The 24,477-nt window shown below is 50.1% G+C and carries 22 protein-coding genes; 17 read left to right on the plus strand and 5 right to left on the minus strand.

Translation table 11 applies throughout. The features are described 5' to 3' along the window. Positions 1–2: 2 nt before the first annotated feature. Both QQL65_RS07370 and QQL65_RS07375 read right to left on the minus strand, forming a co-directional pair. Positions 3–1,079: an ABC transporter permease gene (locus QQL65_RS07370; RefSeq protein WP_284363214.1), complete on the minus strand. Its 1,077-nt coding sequence runs from the start codon at positions 1,077–1,079 to the stop codon at positions 3–5. Positions 1,080–1,162: 83 nt separating this feature from the next. Next, positions 1,163–2,515, minus strand: coding sequence for a CmpA/NrtA family ABC transporter substrate-binding protein (locus tag QQL65_RS07375; RefSeq protein WP_284366242.1), 1,353 nt, complete (start codon positions 2,513–2,515; stop codon positions 1,163–1,165). Positions 2,516–2,727: 212 nt separating this feature from the next. Between QQL65_RS07375 and QQL65_RS07380 the strand changes: the two genes are divergently transcribed. Next, positions 2,728–3,618: a LysR family transcriptional regulator gene (locus QQL65_RS07380; protein ID WP_284363216.1), complete on the plus strand. Its 891-nt coding sequence runs from the start codon at positions 2,728–2,730 to the stop codon at positions 3,616–3,618. Positions 3,619–3,715: 97 nt separating this feature from the next. After that, entirely contained in the window at positions 3,716–4,735 is a 1,020-nt protein-coding gene (locus QQL65_RS07385) for an amino acid ABC transporter substrate-binding protein (protein ID WP_284363218.1), read from the plus strand. Positions 4,736–4,746: 11 nt separating this feature from the next. On the opposite strand, the gene QQL65_RS07390 is transcribed toward QQL65_RS07385, so the two are convergent. Together QQL65_RS07390 and QQL65_RS07395 are read right to left on the minus strand one after the other, a co-directional pair. Next, a complete protein-coding gene (locus tag QQL65_RS07390) occupies positions 4,747–6,255 on the minus strand; it encodes a GGDEF domain-containing protein (RefSeq protein ID WP_284363219.1) in 1,509 nt (502 codons plus the stop codon). Between the two features lie 76 nt (positions 6,256–6,331). After that, entirely contained in the window at positions 6,332–6,904 is a 573-nt protein-coding gene (locus QQL65_RS07395) for a helix-turn-helix domain-containing protein (protein ID WP_284363220.1), read from the minus strand. A 207-nt stretch (positions 6,905–7,111) separates the two neighbouring features. Between QQL65_RS07395 and QQL65_RS07400 the strand changes: the two genes are divergently transcribed. From QQL65_RS07400 to QQL65_RS07425, 6 genes are all read left to right on the plus strand, one after another. After that, positions 7,112–8,689 carry an ABC transporter substrate-binding protein gene (locus QQL65_RS07400; protein ID WP_284363221.1) on the plus strand — a complete coding sequence of 526 codons (1,578 nt, stop codon included), beginning with the start codon at positions 7,112–7,114 and terminating at the stop codon, positions 8,687–8,689. A gap of 74 nt (positions 8,690–8,763) precedes the next feature. After that, positions 8,764–9,705 (plus strand): ABC transporter permease, encoded by a 942-nt coding sequence (locus QQL65_RS07405; protein ID WP_284363222.1) that lies wholly within the window; start codon positions 8,764–8,766, stop codon positions 9,703–9,705. After that, entirely contained in the window at positions 9,702–10,547 is an 846-nt protein-coding gene (locus QQL65_RS07410) for an ABC transporter permease (protein ID WP_284363224.1), read from the plus strand. The genes QQL65_RS07405 and QQL65_RS07410 overlap by 4 nt, the downstream gene beginning before the upstream one ends. A gap of 5 nt (positions 10,548–10,552) precedes the next feature. Then, positions 10,553–11,566: an ABC transporter ATP-binding protein gene (locus QQL65_RS07415; RefSeq protein ID WP_284363225.1), complete on the plus strand. Its 1,014-nt coding sequence runs from the start codon at positions 10,553–10,555 to the stop codon at positions 11,564–11,566. Continuing rightward, the gene (locus QQL65_RS07420; RefSeq protein WP_284363226.1) at positions 11,566–12,558 is read left to right on the plus strand and encodes an ABC transporter ATP-binding protein; all 993 of its coding nucleotides are present in this window, start codon (positions 11,566–11,568) and stop codon (positions 12,556–12,558) included. Before QQL65_RS07415 ends, QQL65_RS07420 begins: the two co-directional genes overlap by 1 nt. Before the next feature lie 7 nt (positions 12,559–12,565). Continuing rightward, positions 12,566–14,359, plus strand: a complete 1,794-nt coding sequence (locus QQL65_RS07425; protein WP_284363227.1) for an aminopeptidase P family protein — start codon at positions 12,566–12,568, stop codon at positions 14,357–14,359. A gap of 19 nt (positions 14,360–14,378) precedes the next feature. Here the strand turns inward: QQL65_RS07425 and QQL65_RS07430 are convergent, their stop codons facing one another. Continuing rightward, positions 14,379–15,086: a helix-turn-helix transcriptional regulator gene (locus tag QQL65_RS07430; RefSeq protein ID WP_284363228.1), complete on the minus strand. Its 708-nt coding sequence runs from the start codon at positions 15,084–15,086 to the stop codon at positions 14,379–14,381. Positions 15,087–15,173: 87 nt separating this feature from the next. Between QQL65_RS07430 and QQL65_RS07435 the strand changes: the two genes are divergently transcribed. The 9 genes from QQL65_RS07435 to QQL65_RS07475 all read left to right on the plus strand — a co-directional run bounded on the left by QQL65_RS07435 (position 15,174) and on the right by QQL65_RS07475 (position 24,472). Then, positions 15,174–16,118 carry an alpha/beta fold hydrolase gene (locus QQL65_RS07435; protein WP_284363230.1) on the plus strand — a complete coding sequence of 315 codons (945 nt, stop codon included), beginning with the start codon at positions 15,174–15,176 and terminating at the stop codon, positions 16,116–16,118. Between the two features lie 77 nt (positions 16,119–16,195). After that, positions 16,196–16,765: a YdeI/OmpD-associated family protein gene (locus QQL65_RS07440; RefSeq protein ID WP_284363232.1), complete on the plus strand. Its 570-nt coding sequence runs from the start codon at positions 16,196–16,198 to the stop codon at positions 16,763–16,765. A gap of 212 nt (positions 16,766–16,977) precedes the next feature. Then, positions 16,978–17,724 carry a FadR/GntR family transcriptional regulator gene (locus QQL65_RS07445; protein WP_284366244.1) on the plus strand — a complete coding sequence of 249 codons (747 nt, stop codon included), beginning with the start codon at positions 16,978–16,980 and terminating at the stop codon, positions 17,722–17,724. A gap of 135 nt (positions 17,725–17,859) precedes the next feature. Then, positions 17,860–19,464, plus strand: a complete 1,605-nt coding sequence (locus tag QQL65_RS07450; protein ID WP_284363233.1) for a peptide ABC transporter substrate-binding protein — start codon at positions 17,860–17,862, stop codon at positions 19,462–19,464. An 85-nt stretch (positions 19,465–19,549) separates the two neighbouring features. Next, complete coding sequence (locus QQL65_RS07455; RefSeq protein ID WP_284363234.1) at positions 19,550–20,515, plus strand: ABC transporter ATP-binding protein; 966 nt, start codon at positions 19,550–19,552, stop codon at positions 20,513–20,515. After that, positions 20,512–21,471, plus strand: a complete 960-nt coding sequence (locus QQL65_RS07460; protein WP_284363236.1) for an ATP-binding cassette domain-containing protein — start codon at positions 20,512–20,514, stop codon at positions 21,469–21,471. The genes QQL65_RS07455 and QQL65_RS07460 overlap by 4 nt, the downstream gene beginning before the upstream one ends. Then, positions 21,468–22,394, plus strand: a complete 927-nt coding sequence (locus tag QQL65_RS07465) for an ABC transporter permease (RefSeq protein ID WP_284363239.1) — start codon at positions 21,468–21,470, stop codon at positions 22,392–22,394. Before QQL65_RS07460 ends, QQL65_RS07465 begins: the two co-directional genes overlap by 4 nt. A gap of 3 nt (positions 22,395–22,397) precedes the next feature. Beyond that, positions 22,398–23,291 carry an ABC transporter permease gene (locus QQL65_RS07470; RefSeq protein ID WP_284363241.1) on the plus strand — a complete coding sequence of 298 codons (894 nt, stop codon included), beginning with the start codon at positions 22,398–22,400 and terminating at the stop codon, positions 23,289–23,291. Positions 23,292–23,293: 2 nt separating this feature from the next. Then, on the plus strand, positions 23,294–24,472 hold the full coding sequence (locus QQL65_RS07475) for an aminotransferase class V-fold PLP-dependent enzyme (protein ID WP_284363244.1): 1,179 nt from the start codon (positions 23,294–23,296) through the stop codon (positions 24,470–24,472). The last annotated feature ends 5 nt before the right edge of the window (positions 24,473–24,477 follow it).

A 24,477-nucleotide genomic window follows, 5' to 3' on the forward strand; every position in this document is an offset into this window, starting at 1 on the left:
TCCTAGCGGTTTGCTGAGAAGGTGAAGGCGCGTTGCAACGCGAACATCAGGCGATCAAGCATGAATCCAACAATGCCAATGGTCAGCACAGCAACCATGATCTTTGCCAAGCTTTGCGAAGAGCCGTTTTGGAACTCGTCCCATACGAATTTGCCCAAGCCTGGGTTCTGCGCCAGCATTTCAGCCGCGATCAAAACCATCCAACCCACGCCAAGGGACAAGCGTAGACCAGTAAAGATGAGTGGCAAAGAAGATGGCAGAACCAGTTTAGTGATTGTTTTGTATGTCGGGAGCTGAAGCACTTTACCCACATTCATCAACTCTTTGTCGACCGATGCAACACCCAGAGCGGTGTTGATCAAGGATGGCCACAAGGAACAAAGCGTCACTGTCACCGCAGAAGTCACCATAGACTTGGAAAGCCAATCAACTGGGTTCACATAAGTCGCCGAGATGATCATGGTCACAATTGGCAGCCACGCGAGCGGTGAAACAGGCTTAAAAATCTGAATCAGCGGATTTATGGCGCCATTAAATGTCTTTGAAAGACCAGATGCGATGCCTAGTGGCACGGCGATGATGGTGGCGATGATAAACCCTAATGCCACGGTAAATAGCGACGTGAAGATTTGATCGATATAGGTGGGTTTGCCGGTATATGTCCGGTTTTTGACCTTGTCGTTTTTCCCCTCAGCGATCAGTTTGGCGTTGCGCTCGTCCTGGCGCTGATAAAAAGCCGCTGCTTTTTCGCGTTCTCGTACATGATCTGCCCACAAATTTTGCGTTTGTTCGAAAACCTGCACCGGGCCGGGTATCGCGCCGAGCGATGTCTGAACGGTTGGCGCAAGTGCTGCCCAAGCGAGCAAAAACACCGTGATGCCTAAAACTGGGACCATTAATACCTGTTTGAGAACAGGCAGTTGTTCACGTGGGCTTTCGCCGGCGGCCATTTTCAATAGTGGCGTCAACCACGCAAAGCCCAAGGCCTCGAGCCAAGAGCTTGCTTTATTGATCCATGTTAGAGCGCTTTTGCGAATTGTGCTTTCTGGCCGCGCAGTTTGAGTGGAAATATCAGTCATGTTTGTCGAACCTTATTTTACGTGGAAATGTCGCTGGCTGGTGGATTGTTTGGGGCCATCCGCCAGCCAGCGCCCTCCTTGCCCTAGCTGCCGTTTTGTTCGACAAGCTGACCGGTCTTAAGGCCGATTTCTAAGCTGTCGAGATAGGCATTGGGCTGTTTTGCATCGAATGGAATGCCGTCAATTATGTCGGAGCCAGGTGTTGGGGCTTTATAGCCGTCGCTATCCCAAGGAACCTCTGCCTCTGCCACATAGCCTTCTTCCAAAAGCATTTTGGCAGCTTCCAAATAGATGTCTGGGCGATAGACACTTTTGGCAACATCGTCATACCAAGTGTCGTCTTTTTGCTCCGCAATCTGCCCCCAGCGACGCATTTGGGTTAGGTACCAAACAGCATCTGAGTAGAACGGGTAAGTCGCGTTGTAGCGATAGAACACATTGAAATCAGGCACAGAGCGTTTGTCGCCCTTTTCATATTCAAATGTGCCCGTCATCGAGTTGGCAATAACTTCAGCATCAGCGCCCACATATTCAGAGCGAGACAAAATCTCCACCGCTTCTGCACGGTTTGCGTTGTCATTCTCATCTAGCCATTTTGCGGCGCGGATAAGAGCTTTGGTAAGCGCAAGCGTTGTGTTTGGATTTTCTTCTGTGAACTCTTTGGTGAGACCAAAGACCTTCTCAGGGTTATTTTTCCAAATCTCAAAGTCAGTGATCACCGGCACGCCAATGCCTTTGAACACCGCCGCTTGGTTCCAAGGTTCACCAACGCAATAGCCGTGGATAGTACCGGCTTCCAACGTGGCTGGCATTTGTGGGGGCGGCGTTACTGACAGCAAAGCATCAGCATCGATTTGACCAGATACATCGGAAGGAGAATAGAACCCAGGGTGGATGCCACCTGCCGCTAGCCAGTAACGCAATTCGTAATTGTGTGTGGACACAGGGAAAACCATGCCCATATTGAAATTCTTACCCTCTGCTTCGAAGGCTTCAACAACTGGCTTCAGTGAAGCCGCGCTGATCGGATGAACCGGTTTGCCATCTGCGTCATATTCAAGGTGCGGCTTCATCATTTCCCAAACTTCGTTTGAAACGGTGATGCCGTTGCCATTCAAGTCCATCGAAAATGGCGTCACAATATGTGCTTTAGTGCCGTACCCAATGGTTGCAGCCAAAGGTTGACCTGCCAACATGTGTGCGCCATCAAGTTCGCCAGTGATGGTGCGATCAAGTAGGACTTTCCAGTTCGCTTGCGGCTCGAGAGTTACGAACAGGCCCTCATCTTCAAAAAAGCCTTTCTCATAGGCAATGGCCAACGGTGCCATGTCCGTGAGCTTGATAAAGCCCAAGCGCAGCTCGTCCTTTTCTACGTCCAGCATGTCAGCAAAAGCGTCGTTACTTAGTGCGAAGATTGCGGCAGCACTGGTGAGCATTGCAGCGGCAAGTTGAGGGACAATAGATTTCTTCATTGTTTTAGCAGGCGTCAATTTCGGTCCTTTCTGGGGCCGGTGTCGGGAGGAGTTCGACCCGTTTCGCGTCAGTATGGTTGACCTAAATTTAAGATGCCAAAACCACGTGATGTTGTCTGCTGCTAAAAATTCCGCTAAGTGTTGCAAAAAATGCAACACGCTAGGATTTTGTTGAAATGCGGCACATGCTTGCGCTCAAATATATTGATGCAGTGGCCAAAGCGGGCTCCATCCGGGCGGCAGCTGAAATTCTGGCCATCACACCTTCTGCATTGAACCGACGTATTTTGGCTGTGGAAGAAGAGTTGGGAATCGAGATTTTCGAACGTCACTCTTTAGGTGTACGGCTCAACAGTGCGGGCGAGTTGTTTATCCAGCACATCCGATCTCAAATGGCAGATCTGGAGCGTGTCCGTTCGCGGATAGCGGACCTATCCGGCGTTCGGCTGGGGCATGTACGCATTGCCACCACAAAGGAAATTGGCGCGAACCTTTTGCCTAAGCTGGTCCAAGACTATCGCACAAACTTCCCAGGCGTGACCTTTGCGATTGAAACCTTTGCGCGCAACGAAGTTGAACGGCAATTGCACAATCTAGATGCGGACATTGCGATTGTGTTTCAGCCTTTGCGCCTAGCTGATGTGCATACGCTTATTCACACGCAACAGGAAATCCACTGTCTAATGTCGACGGCCCACCCATTGGCAAAGCGCAGCGCACTTCGGCTCGTTGATTGTTTGGAGTACGGCGCGATTCTGCCGCCACGAGGAGACGGAGTGCGTGAACTCATAGAGGCAGCGGCTGTTCGTAAAGGTCTAAATTGCGTGCCAGCAGTAGAGGCCGATGACGCAACGCTTGTAAAGAATATTGCAAGTCTGAATGGCGGGATCGCGTTTTCCTATGCGCATGCCGACGACAATCAAGGCAATGGCGATTTGGTTCGTATTCCCTTGCACCAAGGAGAGGTTGAGCCAGGATTCTTGTTCGTTGGGCAACTGCACAAACGGACTTTGCCGGTGGCGGTGAGCAAATTTGTTGAGGAAATGCGCAAGGCAATCGATCAATAATTTGCGCTTGCTCAAGATTGCTTCAATGTTTTGAATGTAAGTTGCTTCGTAGTCGTTTTGCGTGACAATTAATCAACTGCAAGGGATCATAGGATCTATGCGCCGAAGTTTTCAGCTCCTAGCATTGTTAGCGTACATCGTGATGTCTGTTTCTGCTGCTCAAGCAGGTACCCTTGAGACAATCAAAGAACGCGGGACACTCAACTGCGGTGTAAATACAGGACTTGCCGGTTTTGCGCAGCAGGACAGTCGAGGCAACTGGTCCGGGTTTGACGTTGATTTCTGTCGAGCAGTTTCCGCCGCAATTTTTGGTGATGGAGATGCGGTCAGATTTGTTGCACTAACAGCAAAGCAAAGATTTGAAGCGCTGCAATCCGGCGAGATTGATCTTTTGTCGCGCAACACCACATGGACATTTTCGCGAGACACCAAGCTGCATCTGAGTTTCGCTGGTACATCCTATTATGATGGTCAAGGTTTTCTAATTCCAAAACGCACCAAGATCGAAACCGCCTTGGACCTAAATGGCGCGCGGATTTGTGTGCAAGTGGGCACAACGACTGAGCTCAATCTTTCGGATTATTTCCAAGCTAACAAAATTCGATATATTCCAGTGCGATTTGAAGATGCAACGAGCGCTGAAGTGTTATACGCCACGGGCGAATGTGACGTTTATACCGCAGATGCTTCAGCGCTCGCCGCGACTCGAGCGAAATTAGATAACCCCGAAGATCACACCATTTTGCCCGAGATTATTTCCAAAGAGCCACTTGGCCCAGTGGTAAATCAAGGGGACGAAAATTGGGTCGATTTAGTGCGCTGGACGCTCAACGCCTTGATTGCCGCCGAGGAGTTGGGCATCACGTCGCAAAATGTTGAGACGCTGGCCGCAACCACAACCCATCGCGACATCGGCCGGCTGCTGGGCACGCAAGATGGTTTGGGCTCGCATTTGGGCGTAGAAGTCGATTGGGTTGTTTCCGTTGTAAAGGCCGTTGGTAATTACGAGGAAATATTCGACCGCAATATTGGGCTTGATACGCCGATTGGGCTAACGCGTGGACTAAATGCCCAATGGCAAAAAGGTGGATTGCTCTACGCGCCACCCTTCCGTTGAGAACGTGGAACTTAGCTTGCGTGCGATTGAAATTCTGCTGGTGCGTCGTCATGCGTCACCCGATCTTCGGCAAATGTTGCACGACTACCGCCTTGGCGCTTTGAGTGATACATTGCCTCATCGGCGCGCCGCATCACATCTGGCGCGGTCCTGCCATCCTTTGGCGCATTTGCAATGCCAATTGAGCAGCCAACGCTTAGTTCCCCATAAGGTGTTGAGATTGGCCAAGACGAAAGGTCGACCAGCTCTTGCGCAAGTTGCTGGGTGATGTTGCGCCCAAAATTTTGTTTCAAAAGGACCATAAATTCATCGCCACCGACACGCGCAACAGTGCCGAATTCGCCAACGGCTTCTTGGTAACGTTTGGCAATTTCAACCAAAATCATATCGCCGGCGGCATGTCCGAAATTGTCGTTGAGGGGCTTGAACTTGTCCAAATCAATGGTCAAAAGCGTAAACGGTTTCGCATGGCAGTTCTTTGCCGCTTTGTCGATCATCTCATCAAATTTGGACCGATTTGCGAGGTTGGTTAGCCCGCAATGACGCGCCATGAATCTATTGCGTCGGTTGACCAAACCCAAAGTGGTCAAAACGCTTGCAAACTTGGTTGCGACCAAGATGGTCGATATCAAAATGATCAACAAAAGTGCGATCAGATAGGGCGTTGCGTCCTGCAAAATTGTAAGTTTCGGCGATGTCGCATCCCATTCCAACAGGGCGGCAGCTGGCAAATTGCCGTTTGGCAGTAGCAATGAAGTTTTCCCCATTTCCGCATCTTGCAATGCGGCTGGATAAAGGTTTTGCATGCCAATTTGAGATGCGGTTTGCGAAAAGTACAAGTTTGGAATGGGAATTGCCGCAACCGATATGAAGGGATGCTCGGAATCGATGCGCATATAACTGGTCATTGCCAAAATTGGCTGAGCGACGATCAAGTGCAGTTTGCCATCAAAGTACCTAAAGGCAAAAACCGTCATCGCCTTTTCATCATATAGGAAATGTGAAGGCACAACATAGCCGTCTTGAGAAGGCGCCTTCATTTCATCGAACGTCTGATAAACGTCCTGCACCAAATCGTTGGCGGTTGTGATTAGTCGCTGAGCATACTTTATTCGGTCTTTGGGCGCACTCACGCTGAATTGAGTTTCTGCGTAAACCAAATTGCTCTCATCATCGATGATTGAGAATACAGAAAAAGGCTCACGCGCCATTTTTAGGCCGATTAACTTGTCGAACTCTCGCGCATCATTAAGTGGCTTTTTTGTTTCCAAAAACAGCTGATCAGATTTCACTATCCTTTGTTGGGCGGCGATGGCGTTGTCGGCAACTCGCTGCACGTCAAAGGCAACCAATTGCAGCTCGCGCGTTGTGCTGATGTCATTTGCCGCTTCACCCGCAAATTGCACAGTCAGGTAAACCGCACCCACAAATGCCGCCACGAATGCAAAACAGCCCAGCCATACATTGCGCACCAATCGCGCGGTATGCCCTCTGTTTTCTTTTTCGATATTCGCGGCCATTCTTGAAATCCACTTTCAGCAAGTAGCGGATTATAGGGGAATGGCGCTTAAAGCTTTGCTAAATCGGCAGGTTTGTTTAGTGGCCTGCCAAAGGATGGGAGCTGACCCACAATTCAGTGGTTTCTTCTTCGCTTATGACTTTTGAGAAATGTTTGACGCTGGTGTCATGATGAATGCTGTCCCCAGCAACCAACATGTGAACGGCATCACCCAAATGATATTCCAGCTCGCCAGAAATCAAATAGCAAAACACTTCGCCCTTGTGGTGCATATGTTCGGACACATGTCCGGGCGGGCGGTGGATGATACACGGATAGAACAAAGAACCTGAAAAGCCTGGCCCCAGTTTTTCGTACCAACGGCCAGCCTCGCCCAAGCTATAGCTTTGCCGATGTTCGGCTTTGGTGACCGCTTCAAAACTCTCTGACACGTTTAGCAATTGTTCAATGCTGGTGTTGAGAGACGTTGCAATGCGCATGAACGATGACAAGGAGGGCGCGCATATGCCGCGTTCGACTTGTGAGATAAATCCAACCGTCAATTCTGTCTCTTGGGCCACTTGAACAAGTGTTTTGCTAAGAGCTTTGCGGCGGCGTCTGATCGAACTGCCGATCTGTTCGTTACTCGGTTCTGGTCGTTGTGCGTTCAATTTTTCTTCCGATGATCCATTCGCAAAGCCCGACGCGCTGCATTCAGCGTGCAACTTGCACTGTGAAATCACATCGCGCAAGGGCTGTTGAATTTTTACTAAAATAAATTTTAGTTTGACTTCAAAGTTGGATAGTGCGTATTTTGATATTGGATACAATCTGCAATGCGTAACAACGCATCTCATCTGCAAGGGAGGAAATGCACGATGAAAAAAATCCTTATGGCAACCGTGGCGGCTACAGCCTTGATGTCAGCGTTCCCAGCAATCGCGCTGGAGCGCGGTGGTTCGCTCACATTTGCCCGTTATGACGATTCGACGCTGATCGACCCGATTTATGCGGATCGAAATCCCGATATTTGGATGGTCACTAACCTCTATGACACTTTGTTGCGCACCGAAGCCGATGGAAAAACCATCACCTCAGGCCTGGCTGCCAGCTACAAAGTGGCGGAAGATGGTCTGAGTGTTGAGCTAACACTTCGCGACGGCATCAAATTCTCTGATGGCTCAGCAATTGAGGGCAAAGACGTTGTTTTCTCACTCAATCGTGCGGCGAACCCAGATCTTAGCCCGTGGGCTGGGCTTCTCGCTTCAATCGATAACGTGACCTCTGAAGGTAACAAGGTCACCATCGGTCTGAAAAACTCTGACCCAACAATTGTGTTGATGTTGGCAACTTTTAACACAGCGATTGTTTCTGCTGATGCATTTGAATCAGCTGCCGGCGAAACAGATCAGGACAAAGCCAAAGCACTATCGATGGAAGGCTTTGTTGGTTCAGGTCCGTTTGTGATGAAAGCGCACCAGCGTGGTTCAATGATGCAATTCGCAGCGAACTCTCATTATTGGCGTGAAGGTGAAGACGGCAAACCTCTACCATATATTGATGGCATCAACTTCCTTGTCATCCCAGACGATGCAACCCGCATTTTGAAGTTGCAGGCTGGCGAGGTTGACGCGGCAGAGTTTATTCCTTTTGCGCGCGTTTCTGAAATGCAAGCAGATGCCAACATCAATATGGAGTTGTTCCCATCAACACGCATTATCTACTCACCAATTAACACGCGACCAGAGCGTGCGGATGGTAGCGCCAACCCATTGTCTGATCTCAAATTGCGCCAGGCATTAAACTATGCAACCAACAAAGATGCGCTGGTACAACTTGTCTTGCACGGCGCTGGAAAGCCGGTTAGCTCTGGCTTGATGGCATCGACCACGCAGCTTGCAACAGATAATGGTCCGATCTATCAATATGATTTGGAAAAGGCCAAAGCGCTGGTTGCAGAAGCGGGAGCCGAAGGCACCGAGATCACCCTAACCACTCTCGCAGGTTCCGCAGATGACGGCATTATCCTAGCGGCGTTGCAACAGATGTGGTCAGACATCGGTATCAAGCTAAACGTCGAGCAAGTTGATGGCCCAACACGTGGCGCAAAGAACCGATCTGGTGATTTTGATATCCACACCTATGGTTGGGTGAACGACGTGAATGATCCGGCACAAGTTGCGGGCTGGCTTGGTTACAACCCGACGGCAAAAGCTGTTGGAACCGGCTGGAACAATGATGAGTTCAACAGTCTCTATGAAGCGTCAAATACCGAAATGGATCCTGCGAAACGTGCTGAACAATATGCACGGATGCAGGAAATCTATGCGGCTGAAGCGCCATTATTGTTCATGTATGAAACCCCGTTTGCAGTTGCCTTGTCTCAAGACATTAAGGGCTATGTGCAAACGCCATTGGGCAATAACGAGTTCGCGACAACTTGGATTGATCGCTAATAAATTACCCCTCGACTAACCCTCATGCGGGCGCTTTTAGCGTCCGCATGAACCCCCATTGAGGACTTTTCTCTATGTCGTCGCTTTCCTATTTCATTTCGCGACTTTTGCAGATCATTCCGACCTTTTTGATCGTGATGGTCATTATCTTTTTGCTTGTGCGCGCATTGCCAGGGGATCCAGCCATTGCAATGGCTGATGCCAAAGCAACCGCCGAACAACTTGAGCAAATCCGCGAACGTCTTGGCTTGCATGAGCCGATTTGGGTTCAGTTCGCATATTTTGTGAAGAATGTTTTCACTGGCAACCTTGGCGACAGCATCTTGATGAAAGCGCCTGTTACCGAAGTCATACTAGAAAGGTTGCCCGCTTCAGGATTTCTTGCCCTGTACGCCGTCTTGTTCTCTCTATTAATTGCAGGACCTCTGGCCTTTGTCGCTGCGCTAAATCGCAATGGTTGGATTGATGTCGGTATTCGCTCAGTATTTCAAATTGGTCTATCGACCCCGGTTTTTTACATCGGTTTGCTGTTGCTTACCTTCTTGGCGGCGCAGATGCGCTGGTTCCCTGTGGGTGGATATGGAACGACGTTTTGGGAGCACATGTATCATTTGCTTCTGCCAGCGCTCACCGTGGCGCTCTATACCTCTGCAATCATCATGCGCAATCTGCGCTCGTCGGTCATCGAAGTGATGGATGCAGAATATGTGCAATTTGCAAGAGCCAAAGGCTTGCCCGAACATGTGATTTTGGGGCGCCACATTTTGCGCAATGCACTTATCTCAACAGTGACGCTGCTAGGTCTGTCCATTGGCAATTTGATGAGTGGCACATTGGTGACTGAAACCGTGTTTGCTGTGCCCGGTGTTGGACGTTTGATGCTCGACGCCATTTTTGCGCGCGACTACCCGCTCATCCAAGGTCTTACCCTAACATTTGCGGTTTTGGTTTCACTGATCTTTTTGCTCACCGACATGATTCAAGCCATGCTTGATCCAAGATTGCGGGTGTCATGATGACCAGTTCATTCTCCTTGCGCAAAAGCCAATTGTTTGTCTTGCTGCGTCCCGGTTTTCTTGTCGGGTTGGCCATTTTGCTCAGCTCAATTGCACTCGCGCTTTTCCCAAGCTTTTTTGCGCCATTTGATCCGAATGCGTTCAACTATTCAGCGCTGAAACAACCACCGTCCGCTGAACATTGGTTTGGCACAGACAATTTGGGCCGCGACACGTTTTCTCGTGTCATATGGGCCTATTCCGTCAATATACAAATGGCGTTTGTTGCCACGATATTCGCACTGATAATCGGCGTAACTGTTGGTTCGCTAGTCGGTTACTATGGTGGCATAGCCGACGCAATTTTTGGTCGCTGTGTGGACGCGATTATCACCTTTCCTTTCTTGGTGTTGGTGATTGCGGTTGTTGCCGTCTTGGGACCGGGTCTTACCAATATGTACATTGCCATCACATTGGTCGGTTGGGTCTACTACGCACGTCTAATGCGCGCCGAAATCATGGGGCAGTTGGCCAATGATTATGCAGCGGCTGGCAAAGTGATGGGTTACTCAGATCGTCGCATTATTTTTCGGCATTTGCTGCCAAACGCCATTACGCCCGTAATTGTCTATTGGATGACCGATATGGCACTGGCCATTTTGCTTGGCTCATCGCTGGGCTATCTGGGCCTTGGCGCACAGCCGCCTCAAGCCGAATGGGGTGTACTCATCGCCGAGGGCCGAAACTTCATTACAACTGCATGGTGGCTAAGTCTGATGCCCGGCATTGCTATCGTTCTGACCGGGCTAGGGTTTTCACTGGTCGGCGACGGCATTGCCGATCTCATGCGGCCAAGGGGGTAGGGAATATGTTAGAAAATGCGCACATCACGAGCGCCCACCCCCGCATTCTTGACGTCAAAAACCTTTCGACAAGTTTTGACGTAGCGGGCAAACAGCTTAAGGCCGTCGACAATGTCAGTTTCCACCTTAATCAGGGTGAAGTGCTGGGTATTGTGGGTGAAAGCGGTTCGGGAAAGTCGATCACGCTAAGGTCGATCATTGGTCTATCGCGCCGATACGGCGAAGTGACGGGAGAGGTGAATTGGCAAGGGGAAAACCTTGTCGCTATGCTTGAACGCGACTTGCGCAAGGTGCGCGGTAAAGACATCGCGATGATTTTCCAAGAACCTATGTCATCGCTTAATCCCTTGCTGACTGTCGGGCTGCAAATTGGCGAAAATCTCGTCGAACATACTAGCCTGGACAAACCGGGTCGTCGTCGCCGTTCCATCGAATTGTTGGAAATGGTGGGCATTCCCGATGCTGAAAATCGGCTGAATGACTACCCCCACCAGTTTTCCGGTGGCATGCGCCAACGGGTGATGATCGCCATCGCGCTTGCCTCCAATCCCAAGCTATTGTTGGCGGACGAACCGACAACTGCACTTGATGTCACCATTCAAAAGCAAATCCTAAAACTGATTTTGGATTTGTCCAAAGACCTTGGCATGGCTGTGATTTTGGTTACCCACGATTTAGGTGTTGCTGCGCAAACATGCGATCGCTTGGCGGTCATGTATGGTGGCAAATTGGTGGAAACAGGCGCAACGCGAGAGGTGCTGCGTGCGCCAAAGCATCGATATACAATGGGTTTGCTTCAGTCAGTTCCCGAAAATATCGAGCCGCGAACACCACTGTTTTCATTGCCCGGCACGCCGCCCAGTCTAATGAATTTGCCCCTTGGTTGTGCATTTGCACCCCGATGTGCGCATAGCGTTGCTGACTGTGCGGAAAAGAAGCCACCTCTGATTGGCGAACAGCATCAAGTCGCTTGCTTTAACCCCACAAATTCTGGTGAAGCAACCAAGGGGGTGGCGTAATGAGTGAGCCTGTACTTCAAACCGAAAACCTGGTTTTACATTTCAAAAAAGATCGTTCCTTGCTCGACATGTTTTTGGCTAAATCTGCAAAGGCTGTCCAAGCCCTTAATGGGGTTTCACTCGCGCTGCAAAAAGGCGAAACGCTTGGCATTGTGGGTGAAAGCGGTTGCGGTAAATCTACCTTGGCCCGCGCCATTGCCGGGCTTTATAAACCCCAGTCTGGCGACATTTCATTTCACGGTCGTTCAACCGCTTCGAACAAGGGGGCCGCGTTGCGCGAGTTTAACCGCCGCGTACAGATGATTTTTCAGGACCCTTATTCTTCACTCAATCCGCGCTTGCGGGTTGGGGACATGCTGCGTGAGGCGCTGACGGTTCACAATATGTGTCCGCCTGAAGCGGTGGGCGCTCGCATCGATGAACTTTTGGATTTGGTGCGACTACCTCGCGATGCGGCTGAGAAACTGCCGCACGAGTTTTCGGGTGGTCAACGTCAGCGCATCGCCATCGCGCGCGCATTGAGCGTGGAACCTGAAGTGCTGATCGCGGACGAATTGGTATCGGCACTTGATGTGTCAGTGCAGGCGCAGGTGGTAAATTTGCTACTCAGCTTACAAGATGAGTTGGGCTTAACGGTCTTGTTCGTTGCCCATGACTTGCGCTTGGTTCGGCATGTTTCCCATCGTGTGGCGGTAATTTATCTTGGTTCTGTCGTCGAGATTGGTGATGCCAAGGGCTTGTTTGCCAATCCAAAGCATCCCTATTCTCAAGCGCTACTGAGCGCTGCGCCGTCCCTAAATCCGGACGAAAAAGGAAATGAGATTGTGCTTACTGGCGAACTGCCCAGTCCACTAAACATCCCTTCAGGCTGTGCATTCCATGGCCGCTGCCCAATTGCGCAGGACATCTGTCGCGAGCGAAAGCCAATACTTGAAGGTAATCCAAAATCCGGGCAAGTTGCCTGCCACCTGGTGGAACCCACAGCAAACTAGGATCAATATGCTCAAACAATTTTCGTTGCAAAAAGAACGACTGGACGCCATTCGCGCCGCGCTGAAATCCAATGGCTTTGACGGGCTGATTGTTCCGCGATTTGACGCGCATATGGCAGAATATATTGCGCCATGCGACCGTCGGCTTGAATGGGCAACGGGTTTTTCAGGCTCGGCCGGCGTTGCACTGATCACGTTGGATCAAGCGATAATCTTTGTTGATGGCCGATATACAGTGCAAGTGCGCGAACAATGCCCTGAAGAGTTGTTCCAATATCGTCATTTGCATGATGAGCCGCTGGCTGCATGGTTTAGTGAAAGCACGGAGCGCAACAAATCCTATGCCTTTGACCCTATGCATATTCCGTTCACTTGGCACCGAGCTTTTCGCGAGGCTGTGCAAAAGTCGCATAACTTCTTGGTCGCCACTGAAGGCAATCTCATAGATCAATTGTGGGATGACCAGCCAGCACCTTCGGATGCGCAAGCCAGACCTTTTGGCGAAGCACTTTGTGGGGAACACTCCTTGGTGAAACGGCAACAGATTGCAGCCAAACTAAGTCAATCGGGCGCTGACATTCTGATCGAAAATCAACCTGACAATATTGCGTGGTTGCTTAATATTCGAGGAGATGACATTGCCTACAACCCATTTGTCAATTCGTTCCTAACATTAGACAAAGATGGTGAAGTCATTTGGTTTGTCGACCAGCAAAAAATTCCCCAAGATCGTTCCAGCTTCGAACTGGATGGTGTGAATTTTCGCGCACCTAGTGACTTTCTAAGCGCAGTCGAAACGGCCGCATCAAACGGCCAGCGCTTAAGCTGCGATCCAACAATGGTGCCCGTCGCCGTCAAGTTTGCCGCGCAAGCCTCGCCGAAAATCGTGAAGCAATCTAGCCCGATCACCCTGGCCAAGGCGCAAAAAAATGAAATTGAGCTGCAAGGTATGCGCGAATGTCACGTTGCTGATGGTGTGGCTTGGGTGCAGTTGGGTCATTGGCTCGAAACCAATGTTGGTCCGCGGCAGGCGAGCGGAGAGCTGCTATCCGAACTTGAAGCGGCGCGACAAATTGAACGTTTCCGCGAAGAGCTGGATGGCTATGAACAGCTAAGCTTTGACGTGATTTCGGGTTCTGGTCCCAATGGTGCAATGTGCCACTATAAGGTCAACGAACGGTCCAACCGGGCGATTGGGCAAAACGATGTCTATCTACACGATTCTGGCGGGCAGTTCATTAACGGCACGACTGATGCGACCCGCACATTCATTTTTCAGCAACAAGATGATGAGTTCTGTAAGAATTACACAGCCGTGCTCAAAGGCTTTATTGCGCTGGCACAAGTGCGCTTCCCCAAGAAAACTTATGGCCATCATCTTGATGCCATCGCCCGCGCACCGCTATGGGCGTTGCATAAAGACTATGATCATGGCACCGGCCACGGGGTTGGGCACAATCTTTCTGTGCACGAACAGCCGCAACGCATTGGCCGCGCCATCAACGAAGTCGAATTGGTGCCCGGCATGGTGTTGAGCAACGAACCAGGTTTCTACGTTGCTGGTGAATATGGCATCCGCATCGAAAATCTGTTTGAGATTGTCGAGGCAGGCGAAGGCTTTTTACGTTTTGAAACTTTGTCCATGATTCCCATTTCGACAAAACCTGTAGTGCGTGAAATGTTGACCAACGGCGAGCTCAAATGGCTCAATAACTACCATGCGTTGGTGCGTGAAAAGCTCTCGCCAATTATCCCTAGTGACTTGACTGATTACTTGGAAGAGGTCACAGCCGCAATTTAGGTCCAAGTAGAGCGAAGTTTCAGCGAACGGGGCGCACATTGTCATCAAAGTGGACATGGCGTCGGCGAAAGGTTTTGCCTTCGACAAACGTTGGGGCGCTTATTCGATCCATGCGGAAATGTCGAAAATCATTACGTTCTGGATCCCATGCAACAAGATACCAAAGTGGGGGCAGAATGAGCATTGCCTGCGGTTCGACGCAGCGGGTGCTAGTTGCCCCTTTCGCGTCTTGATAGGCAAATCTCAAGTATAACCGTTTTAAGAAAGCGGTTTCGAACGCGGGCAACAATTCAGCATCCATTTTGCCCACATTGCTGGTGTCAATTTGCGGTGCGAGTGTCCCTATATAGAGGCAATCCAAGAACCTTCGCAGGTCACGCACTTTGTCGGGCGGCAGTGCTTTTTCGATTTTTTCCAGCCCACGATCAGCAAGGCCCGCAAATGGCAGATTACCAGCGGCGCGCATGGAAGCGACGCTGATGAGGAGCGCAAAAACTTCCGCAACGGAAAGGCGTGCTGTTGTTTGTAGGGACTGCGGGTCAAGCTGCAGCCCGCCACCTCGGCCAGTTTCAGAGTGGATGACAAAGCCTTCATCGCGCAAGCTGCAAATATCACGCAAAATCGTGCGCCTAGATGCACCAACCTCCTCAGATAGTTGGGCGACAGTTGATGTACCATTGCGCCGTAAACTGCGCACGATGGCGTCTTTTCGCATGCGAACGTTCATTTGTCATTCCTGACATTAAATAGTGCCAGAATTTGGCACTATTTGAGTTTACGCACTTGTTGAACATATCAGCAAGGAGAAAATGTTATGTCAGTTTCAGGTGATTTCCCAACACCAACTATGGTCTCGCTCAATGGCGTGGAAATCGAAGTATTTGAAGCGGGTCGTAAGAATTTGGGCAACCCAATTGTGCTTTGTCACGGTTGGCCCGAGCACGCTTTTTCATGGCGTCATCAAATGCCAATTCTCGCAGACGCGGGATATCATGTCATTGTGCCCAACCAGCGCGGTTACGGTAACTCATCTTGCCCCACCGAAGTGTCAGCGTATGACATCGAGCATCTTACGGGCGACCTTTGTGGGTTACTTGATCATTTTGGCTATGATGATGCCGTTTTCATGGGGCATGACTGGGGTGCAAACGTGGTTTGGTCGATGGCGCTGCTTCATCCCGAGCGCGTGAAGAAGATCATAAATCTTGCTTTACCTTACCAGGCGCGAACCGAAAAACCTTGGATTGAGTTGATGGAAGAGTTCTTTGGTGGGGACCATTATTTCGTGCACTTCAACCGGCAGCCGGGCGTCGCAGATGCGGTGCTGGATCAAAATACACACCAATTTCTGCGCAATATTTTCCGCAAGAACGTACCGCCGATGCCTCCTGAACCGGGCATGATGATGATCAATCTCGCTCTGGCGGGTGAGCCGTTGGGGGACCCAGTGATGGATAAAGGTGAGCTGGCGGTATTTGCCCAGTCGTTTGAGAAAACGGGATTTACCAGCAGCATAAACTGGTACCGAAATCTAGATCGGAACTGGCATATCCTAGCCGACATTGACCCCATTGTTAAAATGCCTGCGCTTATGATTTATGGTGACCGCGATGTTATTCCGAAATCAGAGAACCTAGCCGACTTCGTGCCAAATGTTGATGTGGTGAGTTTGGATTGCGGCCACTGGATCCAACAAGAAAAGCCAGATGAGACAAATGCGGCAATCTTGAAATGGCTTGGAGACACACCTACAAGTTAGCGCTCAAACAAGCCAAAACTCTTTCCGCTCTCTGGGCTCTTCGGAGAGCGGAACCCAACCGTCGAAAGCTGTTATAGATGGACGAAGTTCGCTTTTTCACGACACAAGAGGAGTTTGCTGATTGGTTGGAGAAAAACCACAGCGATATGAGCGAGCTTTGGGTTGGCTACTACAAAAAAGACACAGGTCGTCCAAGTTTGACCTGGTCGCAGTCTGTTGATGCAGCCCTTTGTTATGGATGGATCGATGGTGTGCGAAAGTCCATCGATGCGCAAAGCTACAAAATTCGATTTACACCCCGAAACCCCAAAAGTGTCTGGAGCGCGGTCAACGTCAAAAAAGTCAAAGAGCTCATCAAGCTTGGCAAAATGAAGCCAGCAGGCTTGGCACTTTACAACATAAGAGAAGACAAAGAGGGGTACACGTCAAACAGTAGACGCATGACGCTCGACCCCAATTTTGAAGAGCAACTTAAAGCCAGCGAGACAGCCTGGGCATTCTTTTCTGACTTGGCACCATCCTACAAGCGCGACTCAATTTGGTGGGTCATGAGTGCCAAAAAGGAAGAAACCCGGCTGAAACGGTTTGAAATCTTGCTTAGCTCTGCGAAGGCTCGCGAGAAAATTCCGATGCTTCGAAAATATTGAGCTCAGTTCCTATTAGAACTTGTTGAGCGCGCGACCAGCCCAATTTGACGGGATCTTCCGCAAAACAATAGGTTTTCACAAAAGACGTAAGTTGTCTGACCTTTAGTGAAAAGTTGAACACTTATTGGCATTTTATGTCCATTCAATGTTGACTCTTAAAGTTGTCAGACATATTACATCATATAAATACGAGGAGTGGGCCGTTGGCTGCTGTGAAGTCGAAATCGAAAAAGCACGATGATCAAAAGAGCGCTGCGAAGCTATTGCCCAAGATTGAGCGCAAGAGCCGCACGGCAGAAGTATTGGACGCTTTGGTGCAAATGATTGAAGCAGCGGATCTGCAAATTGGGGATGCTTTGCCATCGGAGACTTTGCTTGCCGATCAATTGGGCGTTGGCCGTTCCACTATCCGCGAAGCCCTAAATCGGTGGGAAGGGTTGGGGCTTGTGCGCCGCCGCCGCGGGTCCGGTACATACATCACTGCCAACATTAAGTCGTCAAAAGGCTTGGGTTCAACCACCACAAAGCTTGAAGCCGAAGGCTTGCTTAGAATTCTGGATGTGCGTCGTACATTGGAAAAAGAAGTGGTGCAACGCGCAGCGCAAAACATTTCAGATGGGCAAATTGAGAAGATGCGCGCCGCTTATAAGAAGATGGAACGTTTGGTCAATGATGGCTTGCGTTGGCGCGAGGCAGACCACGAATTTCACGCTGTAATTTATGAGGCAAGCGGCAACACCATGTTTGGGCAAGTCATTCGCGATGTGGATGATGCATTTCACGCGTCCAAAGTGGACAATTCGCCATTTGAAGATCCTGCATTTGGTTTTCGTTCGGTGCCACTGCACGCCAATTTATGCGAGGCGATCGCGCGGCGATCAGCTGACGACGCCGTCACCGCAATAATTGAAATATTGGATTTGGTGGAACGGGAGGTCCGCTCAGTCTCACAGAGCTAACAACGATCCCTTTGAGCGCGATGCGGGTCGAACAATAACAATCTAGCGCACCCAAATTTCAAAGCATGCAGATGACTCAAAAAACTTCATTTTTGAGAGCGGGAAAGCTGTGTCTGCGCACAAAGGGAGAAGAAAATGAAACGCATAATGAAATTTGCTGGGCTGTTGGCAGCCGGGCTGATGTTGGGACAGGGGCCCGTTGTTGCTGAAACCGGCATCACCGGCTTCCATGATTCAACGTCGGGCACATATATGGACTATATGAAAACGGTCTATGCACGTGCTGGTAAGCCTGAATTACTGCAATTGCCGCTCACCGCTTTCGACAAAGAATATGATCTTGTTGGTCTTGCCGCTGAAAGCTGGTCGCAATCCGAGGATGGACTAACATGGACCATCAATCTGCGGAATAATTTGACTTGGTCCGATGGCCATCCTCTCACTTCAGAAGACTATTTGTTCTCGCTACAACGTGCGGCCACATCAGGATATGACTTTGCCTGGTATTGGGATTTCGCTGGCGGTATTAAAAACTGGAAACCAGTAACCGAAGGCAGCGCAGATGTTGCTGAATTGGGTCTTGGCGCACCAGATGAGCATACGCTGACGGTGACAACAGAAACAGCAAAACCCTATCTGCCGAGCGTGATTTCGCTTTGGTATCCGGTGCCAAAACACATTTGGGATGAGCACGGTGACGACTATGCCGCAAATGTGGACACGCTAGTGTCTTCAGGCGCGTTCAAGCTGGACAGCTGGGAAAAATCCACCAACAAAATGGTGTTCTCAAAACGTGCTGATTATGCCGGGCCATGGCCTGCACAAATCGACAAGGTGACCATTGATCCTTCTGTTGGCGCACCAGAAGTTGGCTTCCCTGCTTACTTGGCGGGCGATACGGACCTAACAAACCTGAACGCTGGGCAAATCCCGTTTGCTGAAGCAAAATTCAAAGAGCAATTGCGTACCAATGCAATCTTTGCGGTGTCCTACTTCTCGTTCGACCTAGAAGCAGAACCATTCAACAATATCGACGTGCGTAAAGCGCTTTGGTACGCGGTTGACCGTGAGGAGATGACCTCAACCGTGCTGAAAAACCTAGCCATTCCAGCCAAATCTTTGCTGGCCCCGGGTTTCCCAGGTTACAATGAAGGCTTGACCCAATACGCCACTTTTGACCCAGAAAAAGCTCGAGAGCACCTGGCAAAAGCTGGCTATCCAAACGGCGAAGGCTTTCCAAAAGTAGAAGTGTGGTACCGCAAACAAGGTGGCTATAATGGCGCAATTACCGCACCAATGCTGCAATATTTGCAAGCCGAATATAAAGAGCATCTCGGCATTGAGATGGACATCAAGGTGATGAGCATCCAGGAATGGATGGACGCGTTGCTCAATAAGAAAAACTCATTGTTCTTGTCACCATATGAGTTTGACTATCTCGACCCATCAAACTTCTACGGCATTTTCTACAACGGCGGCCGCCACTCGCACCACCTCGCATCATATGACGAGCTGGTCGCTCAAGCAGACAGCAACCCAAACTGGGAAACTCGCCTCGAACTCTATGAAAAAGCTGAAATGGAGTTGATCAACAATGTGTCGATTATTCCACTAATGCACCCGATCACAACTTCACTCATCAAAAACGAAGTGAAGGGTGAAGGTACCTCGCCAAACAAGCTTGGTTTCTCACCATTGGATGCCCGCATTACCTACTTCTATACACACGTAACGAAGTAGGCTGCAAAGGCTGCAGCGTCCTGTATCTCCTCCCGACGGGGCAGGGCGCTGCGGCCAGCAAATTTGAGTGGAATTGGTGAGCGAAATGCCTCTTGTAGAAATAGAAAATTTAAGCGTCAGCTTTTCAAGTCCCGATGGGCAAGTGCAAGCGGTAAGAGACGTATCTCTAACTTTGGAGCACGGCCAGTCCCTCGGCATTGTTGGTGAATCTGGTTCTGGGAAGTCAGTTTCGCTTATGGCGTTGTTGCGATTGCTGCCAACTCAATCAGCAACGGTTCGGGCGACAAAGCTTAGGCTTGATGGCGTCGATATGCTCACCTGTCCCAAAAATGAACTAGCGGGAGTGCGGGGCAAGGTCGCCTCATTGATATTCCAAGATCCGATGGCATCGTTTGATCCCTTGTTCAAAATTGCCGATCAACTCACTGAAACGGTGCTTGCGCACTTTGATGTCAGCAAATCTGAGGCAGAGCAACGAGTATTGTCGATGTTGAACAGAGTGGAGATGCCGGATCCAAACCGGGTCATGTCCAGCTACCCCCACCAACTTTCTGGTGGCATGTTGCAACGCGCGATGATCGCAATGGCCCTGATATGCGAACCCAAAATTCTAATTGCCGATGAACCAACAACGGCGCTCGACGTTACGGTGCAAGCGCAAATTCTGCAATTGATAGGTGATCTGCAACAAGAAACAGGTATGGGCCTTATCATGATCACTCATGACCTAGGTGTAGTAGCAGAAACCGTCAATGATATCGTGGTGATGTATGGCGGCAAGGTGATGGAACAAACAACGGTGTTTGATTTGTTCGAGGCACCACGTCACCCATACGCACAAGCCTTACTCGCCAGCATTCCAGGGCAAGTGGCAGGAAAGCGCAAACTGAGAGAAATTCCCGGCCAAGCGCCCAATCCGCTCGCGCCGCCGGCAGGGTGTCCATTTCATTTCAGGTGTGAAAAAGCTGACGCCAAATGCGTTGAGCAAATGCCTGTTCTGCAACGCTTCGGCCCAAACCATGCAACAGCATGCCTAAAGGTGATGTCATGAACAACGCTTTGGAACTCAGGGGCCTGAATAAGAGTTTTTACAAAAAACAGGGTGGTTTGGGGCTCTTTGGCTCAAATTTGGTTGAGCATCGCGCGGTTGACGATGTCTCGATCAAAATACCGGAACGCAAAATTGTTGGTTTGGTCGGCGAAAGTGGATCAGGCAAATCAACTGTCGGTTTGATGGCCATGCGGCTACTTGAACCTTCAGACGGTGCGATAATTCTCAACGGAACGGACATCACTAAACTGTCGTCTGACGAGTTGAAGCCGCATCGTGCGCAGATGCAGATCATTTTTCAGGATAGCTACTCGTCGCTCAACCCAATGATGACTTTGTGGGAGATTGTTGCGGAGCCATTTGTTATTCACAAAATGCACGACACAAAAACCCGTCGTGCCAAAGCGAATGAGCTGTTGGAAATCGTGGGGCTGGGCGGCATGTTTGCCAATCGATACCCGCATGAGCTTTCAGGTGGGCAAAGGCAGCGTGTTTCGATTGCCCACGCGCTCGCGCTCAAGCCAAAAGTGTTGATCGCAGATGAACCCACATCGGCCTTAGACGTGTCAGTAAAAGCGCAGGTGATTAATCTGCTACATGATCTGAGCGACGAAATGGGGTTGTCCATCCTTTTCATCAGCCATGAACTATCGGTTGTCAGATCGTTGGTTGATGAAATCGTGGTGATGCATCGCGGGCGGATTGTGGAGCATGCTGAAACCGAGCAGATTTTCCAAAACGCGCAGCACCCATATACGCAATCATTGTTGGACAGCATTCCGGTTCTAAACCCCAAATTGCGGAAGCGCAGAAGTTTCCGCTCGCAAGAGGATATTGCGGCCGAAATACCAAAGCTGCCGTTAGCGCAGTTTACCTCGCAATCTAATCCAAAGATGGCGCAAATTGCGCACGGGCATTTGGTCGAAGCAATTCCAATGGAAGGAGCATCATCATGATCGGCTATATCGTACGTCGCCTATTGTCGATCAGCGTCACTTTTGTGGTTGTATCGATCCTTGTTTTTGTAATGATGCATGCCATTCCGGGCGGGCCATTTGACGCGACCGAAATGCCAGTTTCTGAAGCGGTGCGTGCAAAGATCATGGCCCAATATGGATTGGATCAACCGCTCTACATGCAGTACCTAAAATATATGTGGGGCGTGTTGCACTTTGATTTTGGGGTGCCATTTCAAAGCCCAGGTGAAACCGTGATTGAATTGCTGAGCCGCGCCTGGATTCCAAGTTTGGTGCTTGGTGGAGCAGGCGTTTTAATTGGCGCACCCTTAGGGATCATCCTTGGCCTATGCGCCGCGCTCAACCGTAATAGCTGGATAGACTATTTGGCGTCTGCATTGGCGACGCTTGGGCTCACCATACCCGTATTTGTGATTTCGATGTTGCTCATTCTTGTCTTCGCGGTTTGGCTGGGCTGGCTGCCGGCAAGCGGTTGGGGAAGCCCCGAGAGCTGGATATTGCCGATTATTGCCTATGCAGCAATTCCGCTAGCAACTTATGCGCGTTATACGCGTTCGGCGATGCTCGATACCCTCAATAAGCCGTTCGTGACCGTGTTGCGTGCAAAGGGCCTTTCCGAGCGAGATGTGATTTTCAAACATGTCCTGCGCAACTCAGCCATTCCCATGGTCACGGTGTTTTTGCCCATGTTTATCGGCACAGCGACAGGCAGTATCTTTGTTGAAGCCATGTTCCGGGTGCCTGGACTTGGTGCCTATTTTGTGTCGAGCATTGAATCTCGAGACTACCCGCTGGAAATGGCGTTGGTTCTGATCATTACACTTATGTTTTGTGTCGCCTATTTTCTGGCAGACATTGCCTATGCGCTCCTTAATCCGCGCATTCGACTTGGGGGGAAATAGCAAATGGCCAATTCTCAATTGACGTTGACGGGCAATGATGCCCCAATTTCTCGCGGCGCGGCCTATTATGCTTGGCATCGCTTCTTAGCAAACAAGGGGGCGGTGTTTTCCGGCGTATTGCTGTTGTTTATTCTTTTGGTTGCCGTGTTTGCACCATTCCTTACAGGTGCAGAGCCAAACGAGCAGAAATTTCTAACAAACACCTTGGCCTTCCCCTCTGCCCAACATTGGTTTGGTATTGATGATTTGGGTCGCGACTATTTTTCCCGCATTATTCATGGTGCGCGCGTTTCCATTTCAATCGGTTTGGCTGCCGCGACATTTAGTGTCGTCATAGGTTTGCCGCTTGGGGCGTTGGCTGGATTTTTCGGCGGAAAAGTCGATTGGATTATCATGCGGATAATTGAAATTTTCTCCGTTGTGCCGCCGCTATTGGCCGCTTTGTTGCTGGCCGCGCTTACCAAAGGTGGCTACTTCAATATCGTTTTGATCGCCGCATTGTTTGGCTGGGTACAGGTGTGCTTGATGGTGCGCGCGCAAGTAATGGCATTTCGTTCCAAAGAGTTTATTCGAGCCGCTCAAGCGCTGGGTGGTTCGACCTGGTACATCATTTTTCGCCACATCATTCCAAATTCAATCTCACCGGTAATTGTGGGGTTTGTTTTGGCAATACCACTTGCCATGATGCTAGAAGCAGGCTTGAGCTTTTTAGGCGTGGGTATTCCACCACCGACACCAAGTTGGGGGCAGATGATTAATCTGGGTATCAATTTTATGTTCTATTATTGGCATCTTGCCCTGTTTCCAACGCTGGCCTTGGCGATCACCGTATTGGTTGTCACCATGTTTGCTGATGGGCTTCGCGATGCACTTGATCCAACACTGAAGGGTCGCTGAGTATGACGACGAATTTTGCCGACTATTTTTTGTTGCAGGAGGGCTTAACCTTTCTCAATCACGGCTCGTTTGGCTCCTGTCCCAAGCCTGTATTTCAAAACTATCAGGACTGGCAATTGCGGTTGGAAAACCAGCCAGTCGCCTTTCTTGATCAAGAGCGCGACTTAATTACAAATCTCTCAAAACCCAGAGAGGCATTGGCAAAAGAGTTTAACACTTCGGCTCAAAATCTCGTGCGCGTGACCAATGCAACAACGGGCTTAAATGCGATCGCACGTTCGATTGCGTTGGCCGAAGGCGACGAAATTCTAACGACCGATCATGAATACGCAGCCGTTGAAAATACCTGGGAATTTTTGGTGCGCAAGGTCGGTGCAAAAATCGTTCGTGCACAAGTGACGTTGCCGCTTGCAAGCGAAGACGTGTTCTTTGAAGATCTTGTCTCTCAAATGAGCAAGCGCACCAAAATTTTGCTGCTCAGTCACATCACATCACCAACAGCGCTTCGTTTTCCAATAAAGCGGGTCATTGATGAAGCACGCAAACGCGGCATCATTACCGTGATTGATGGCGCCCACGCGCCGGGACTGATCGATCTGGATTTGGATGCGCTTGGCGCAGATTTTTACGTGGGCAATTGCCATAAATGGTTGCTAGCGCCAAAAGGCGCTGGCTTTTTGTGGGCGCACCCCAACTGGCACCAAAAGCTGGAACCTTTGGTGATTAGCCACGGCTGGAACGTGAAGGATCGCAAAGAAGATCGCACAGCGTTTCTAGACAGTTTTGAAATTCAAGGCACACAAGACCCGTCCGCCTGGCTGGCGGTCCCCGCAGCGCTAGAGTTTCGCAAAACCCACAATTGGGCTGAGGTCAGCAAAGCGTGCAATCAGCGTGCGCAAGAGCTAGCACAACGCGTGGCCGCGTTTACAAAACTGCCATCCTTGAGTACGCCAGAATTCTGCGCGCCACAAATGGTCGCAATGCCTGTGCCCAAGACCGACCCGCGTAAGCTCAAAGCATTTCTTCTGAACGAACGAAAAGTCGAAATCCCAGTTTTTAGCTGGCAGGACCAAACAATCGTTCGGGTGTCGATCGCGGCGTATAACAGTCAGAAAGATGCAGATAATTTGCTTGCGGCACTGCAAATCTACTTTGCCGACAGCACATCAAACACCCGCTGATGATA

The sequence above is a fragment of the Maritalea porphyrae genome (genome assembly GCF_030159895.1).
GTDB lineage: Bacteria > Pseudomonadota > Alphaproteobacteria > Rhizobiales > Devosiaceae > Maritalea > Maritalea porphyrae.

Coding starts and splice junctions, on each gene's coding strand:
- QQL65_RS07375 (WP_284366242.1), bottom strand. CDS start 2,515: ATGCTCACCAGTGCTGCCGCAATCTTCGCACTAAGTAACGACGCTTTT.
- QQL65_RS07400 (WP_284363221.1), top strand. CDS start 7,112: ATGAAAAAAATCCTTATGGCAACCGTGGCGGCTACAGCCTTGATGTCA.
- QQL65_RS07385 (WP_284363218.1), top strand. CDS start 3,716: ATGCGCCGAAGTTTTCAGCTCCTAGCATTGTTAGCGTACATCGTGATG.
- QQL65_RS07435 (WP_284363230.1), top strand. CDS start 15,174: ATGTCAGTTTCAGGTGATTTCCCAACACCAACTATGGTCTCGCTCAAT.
- QQL65_RS07370 (WP_284363214.1), bottom strand. CDS start 1,079: ATGACTGATATTTCCACTCAAACTGCGCGGCCAGAAAGCACAATTCGC.
- QQL65_RS07430 (WP_284363228.1), bottom strand. CDS start 15,086: ATGAACGTTCGCATGCGAAAAGACGCCATCGTGCGCAGTTTACGGCGC.
- QQL65_RS07450 (WP_284363233.1), top strand. CDS start 17,860: ATGAAACGCATAATGAAATTTGCTGGGCTGTTGGCAGCCGGGCTGATG.
- QQL65_RS07410 (WP_284363224.1), top strand. CDS start 9,702: ATGATGACCAGTTCATTCTCCTTGCGCAAAAGCCAATTGTTTGTCTTG.
- QQL65_RS07440 (WP_284363232.1), top strand. CDS start 16,196: ATGGACGAAGTTCGCTTTTTCACGACACAAGAGGAGTTTGCTGATTGG.
- QQL65_RS07455 (WP_284363234.1), top strand. CDS start 19,550: ATGCCTCTTGTAGAAATAGAAAATTTAAGCGTCAGCTTTTCAAGTCCC.
- QQL65_RS07475 (WP_284363244.1), top strand. CDS start 23,294: ATGACGACGAATTTTGCCGACTATTTTTTGTTGCAGGAGGGCTTAACC.
- QQL65_RS07380 (WP_284363216.1), top strand. CDS start 2,728: ATGCGGCACATGCTTGCGCTCAAATATATTGATGCAGTGGCCAAAGCG.
- QQL65_RS07425 (WP_284363227.1), top strand. CDS start 12,566: ATGCTCAAACAATTTTCGTTGCAAAAAGAACGACTGGACGCCATTCGC.
- QQL65_RS07460 (WP_284363236.1), top strand. CDS start 20,512: ATGAACAACGCTTTGGAACTCAGGGGCCTGAATAAGAGTTTTTACAAA.
- QQL65_RS07465 (WP_284363239.1), top strand. CDS start 21,468: ATGATCGGCTATATCGTACGTCGCCTATTGTCGATCAGCGTCACTTTT.
- QQL65_RS07390 (WP_284363219.1), bottom strand. CDS start 6,255: ATGGCCGCGAATATCGAAAAAGAAAACAGAGGGCATACCGCGCGATTG.
- QQL65_RS07415 (WP_284363225.1), top strand. CDS start 10,553: ATGTTAGAAAATGCGCACATCACGAGCGCCCACCCCCGCATTCTTGAC.
- QQL65_RS07470 (WP_284363241.1), top strand. CDS start 22,398: ATGGCCAATTCTCAATTGACGTTGACGGGCAATGATGCCCCAATTTCT.
- QQL65_RS07405 (WP_284363222.1), top strand. CDS start 8,764: ATGTCGTCGCTTTCCTATTTCATTTCGCGACTTTTGCAGATCATTCCG.
- QQL65_RS07420 (WP_284363226.1), top strand. CDS start 11,566: ATGAGTGAGCCTGTACTTCAAACCGAAAACCTGGTTTTACATTTCAAA.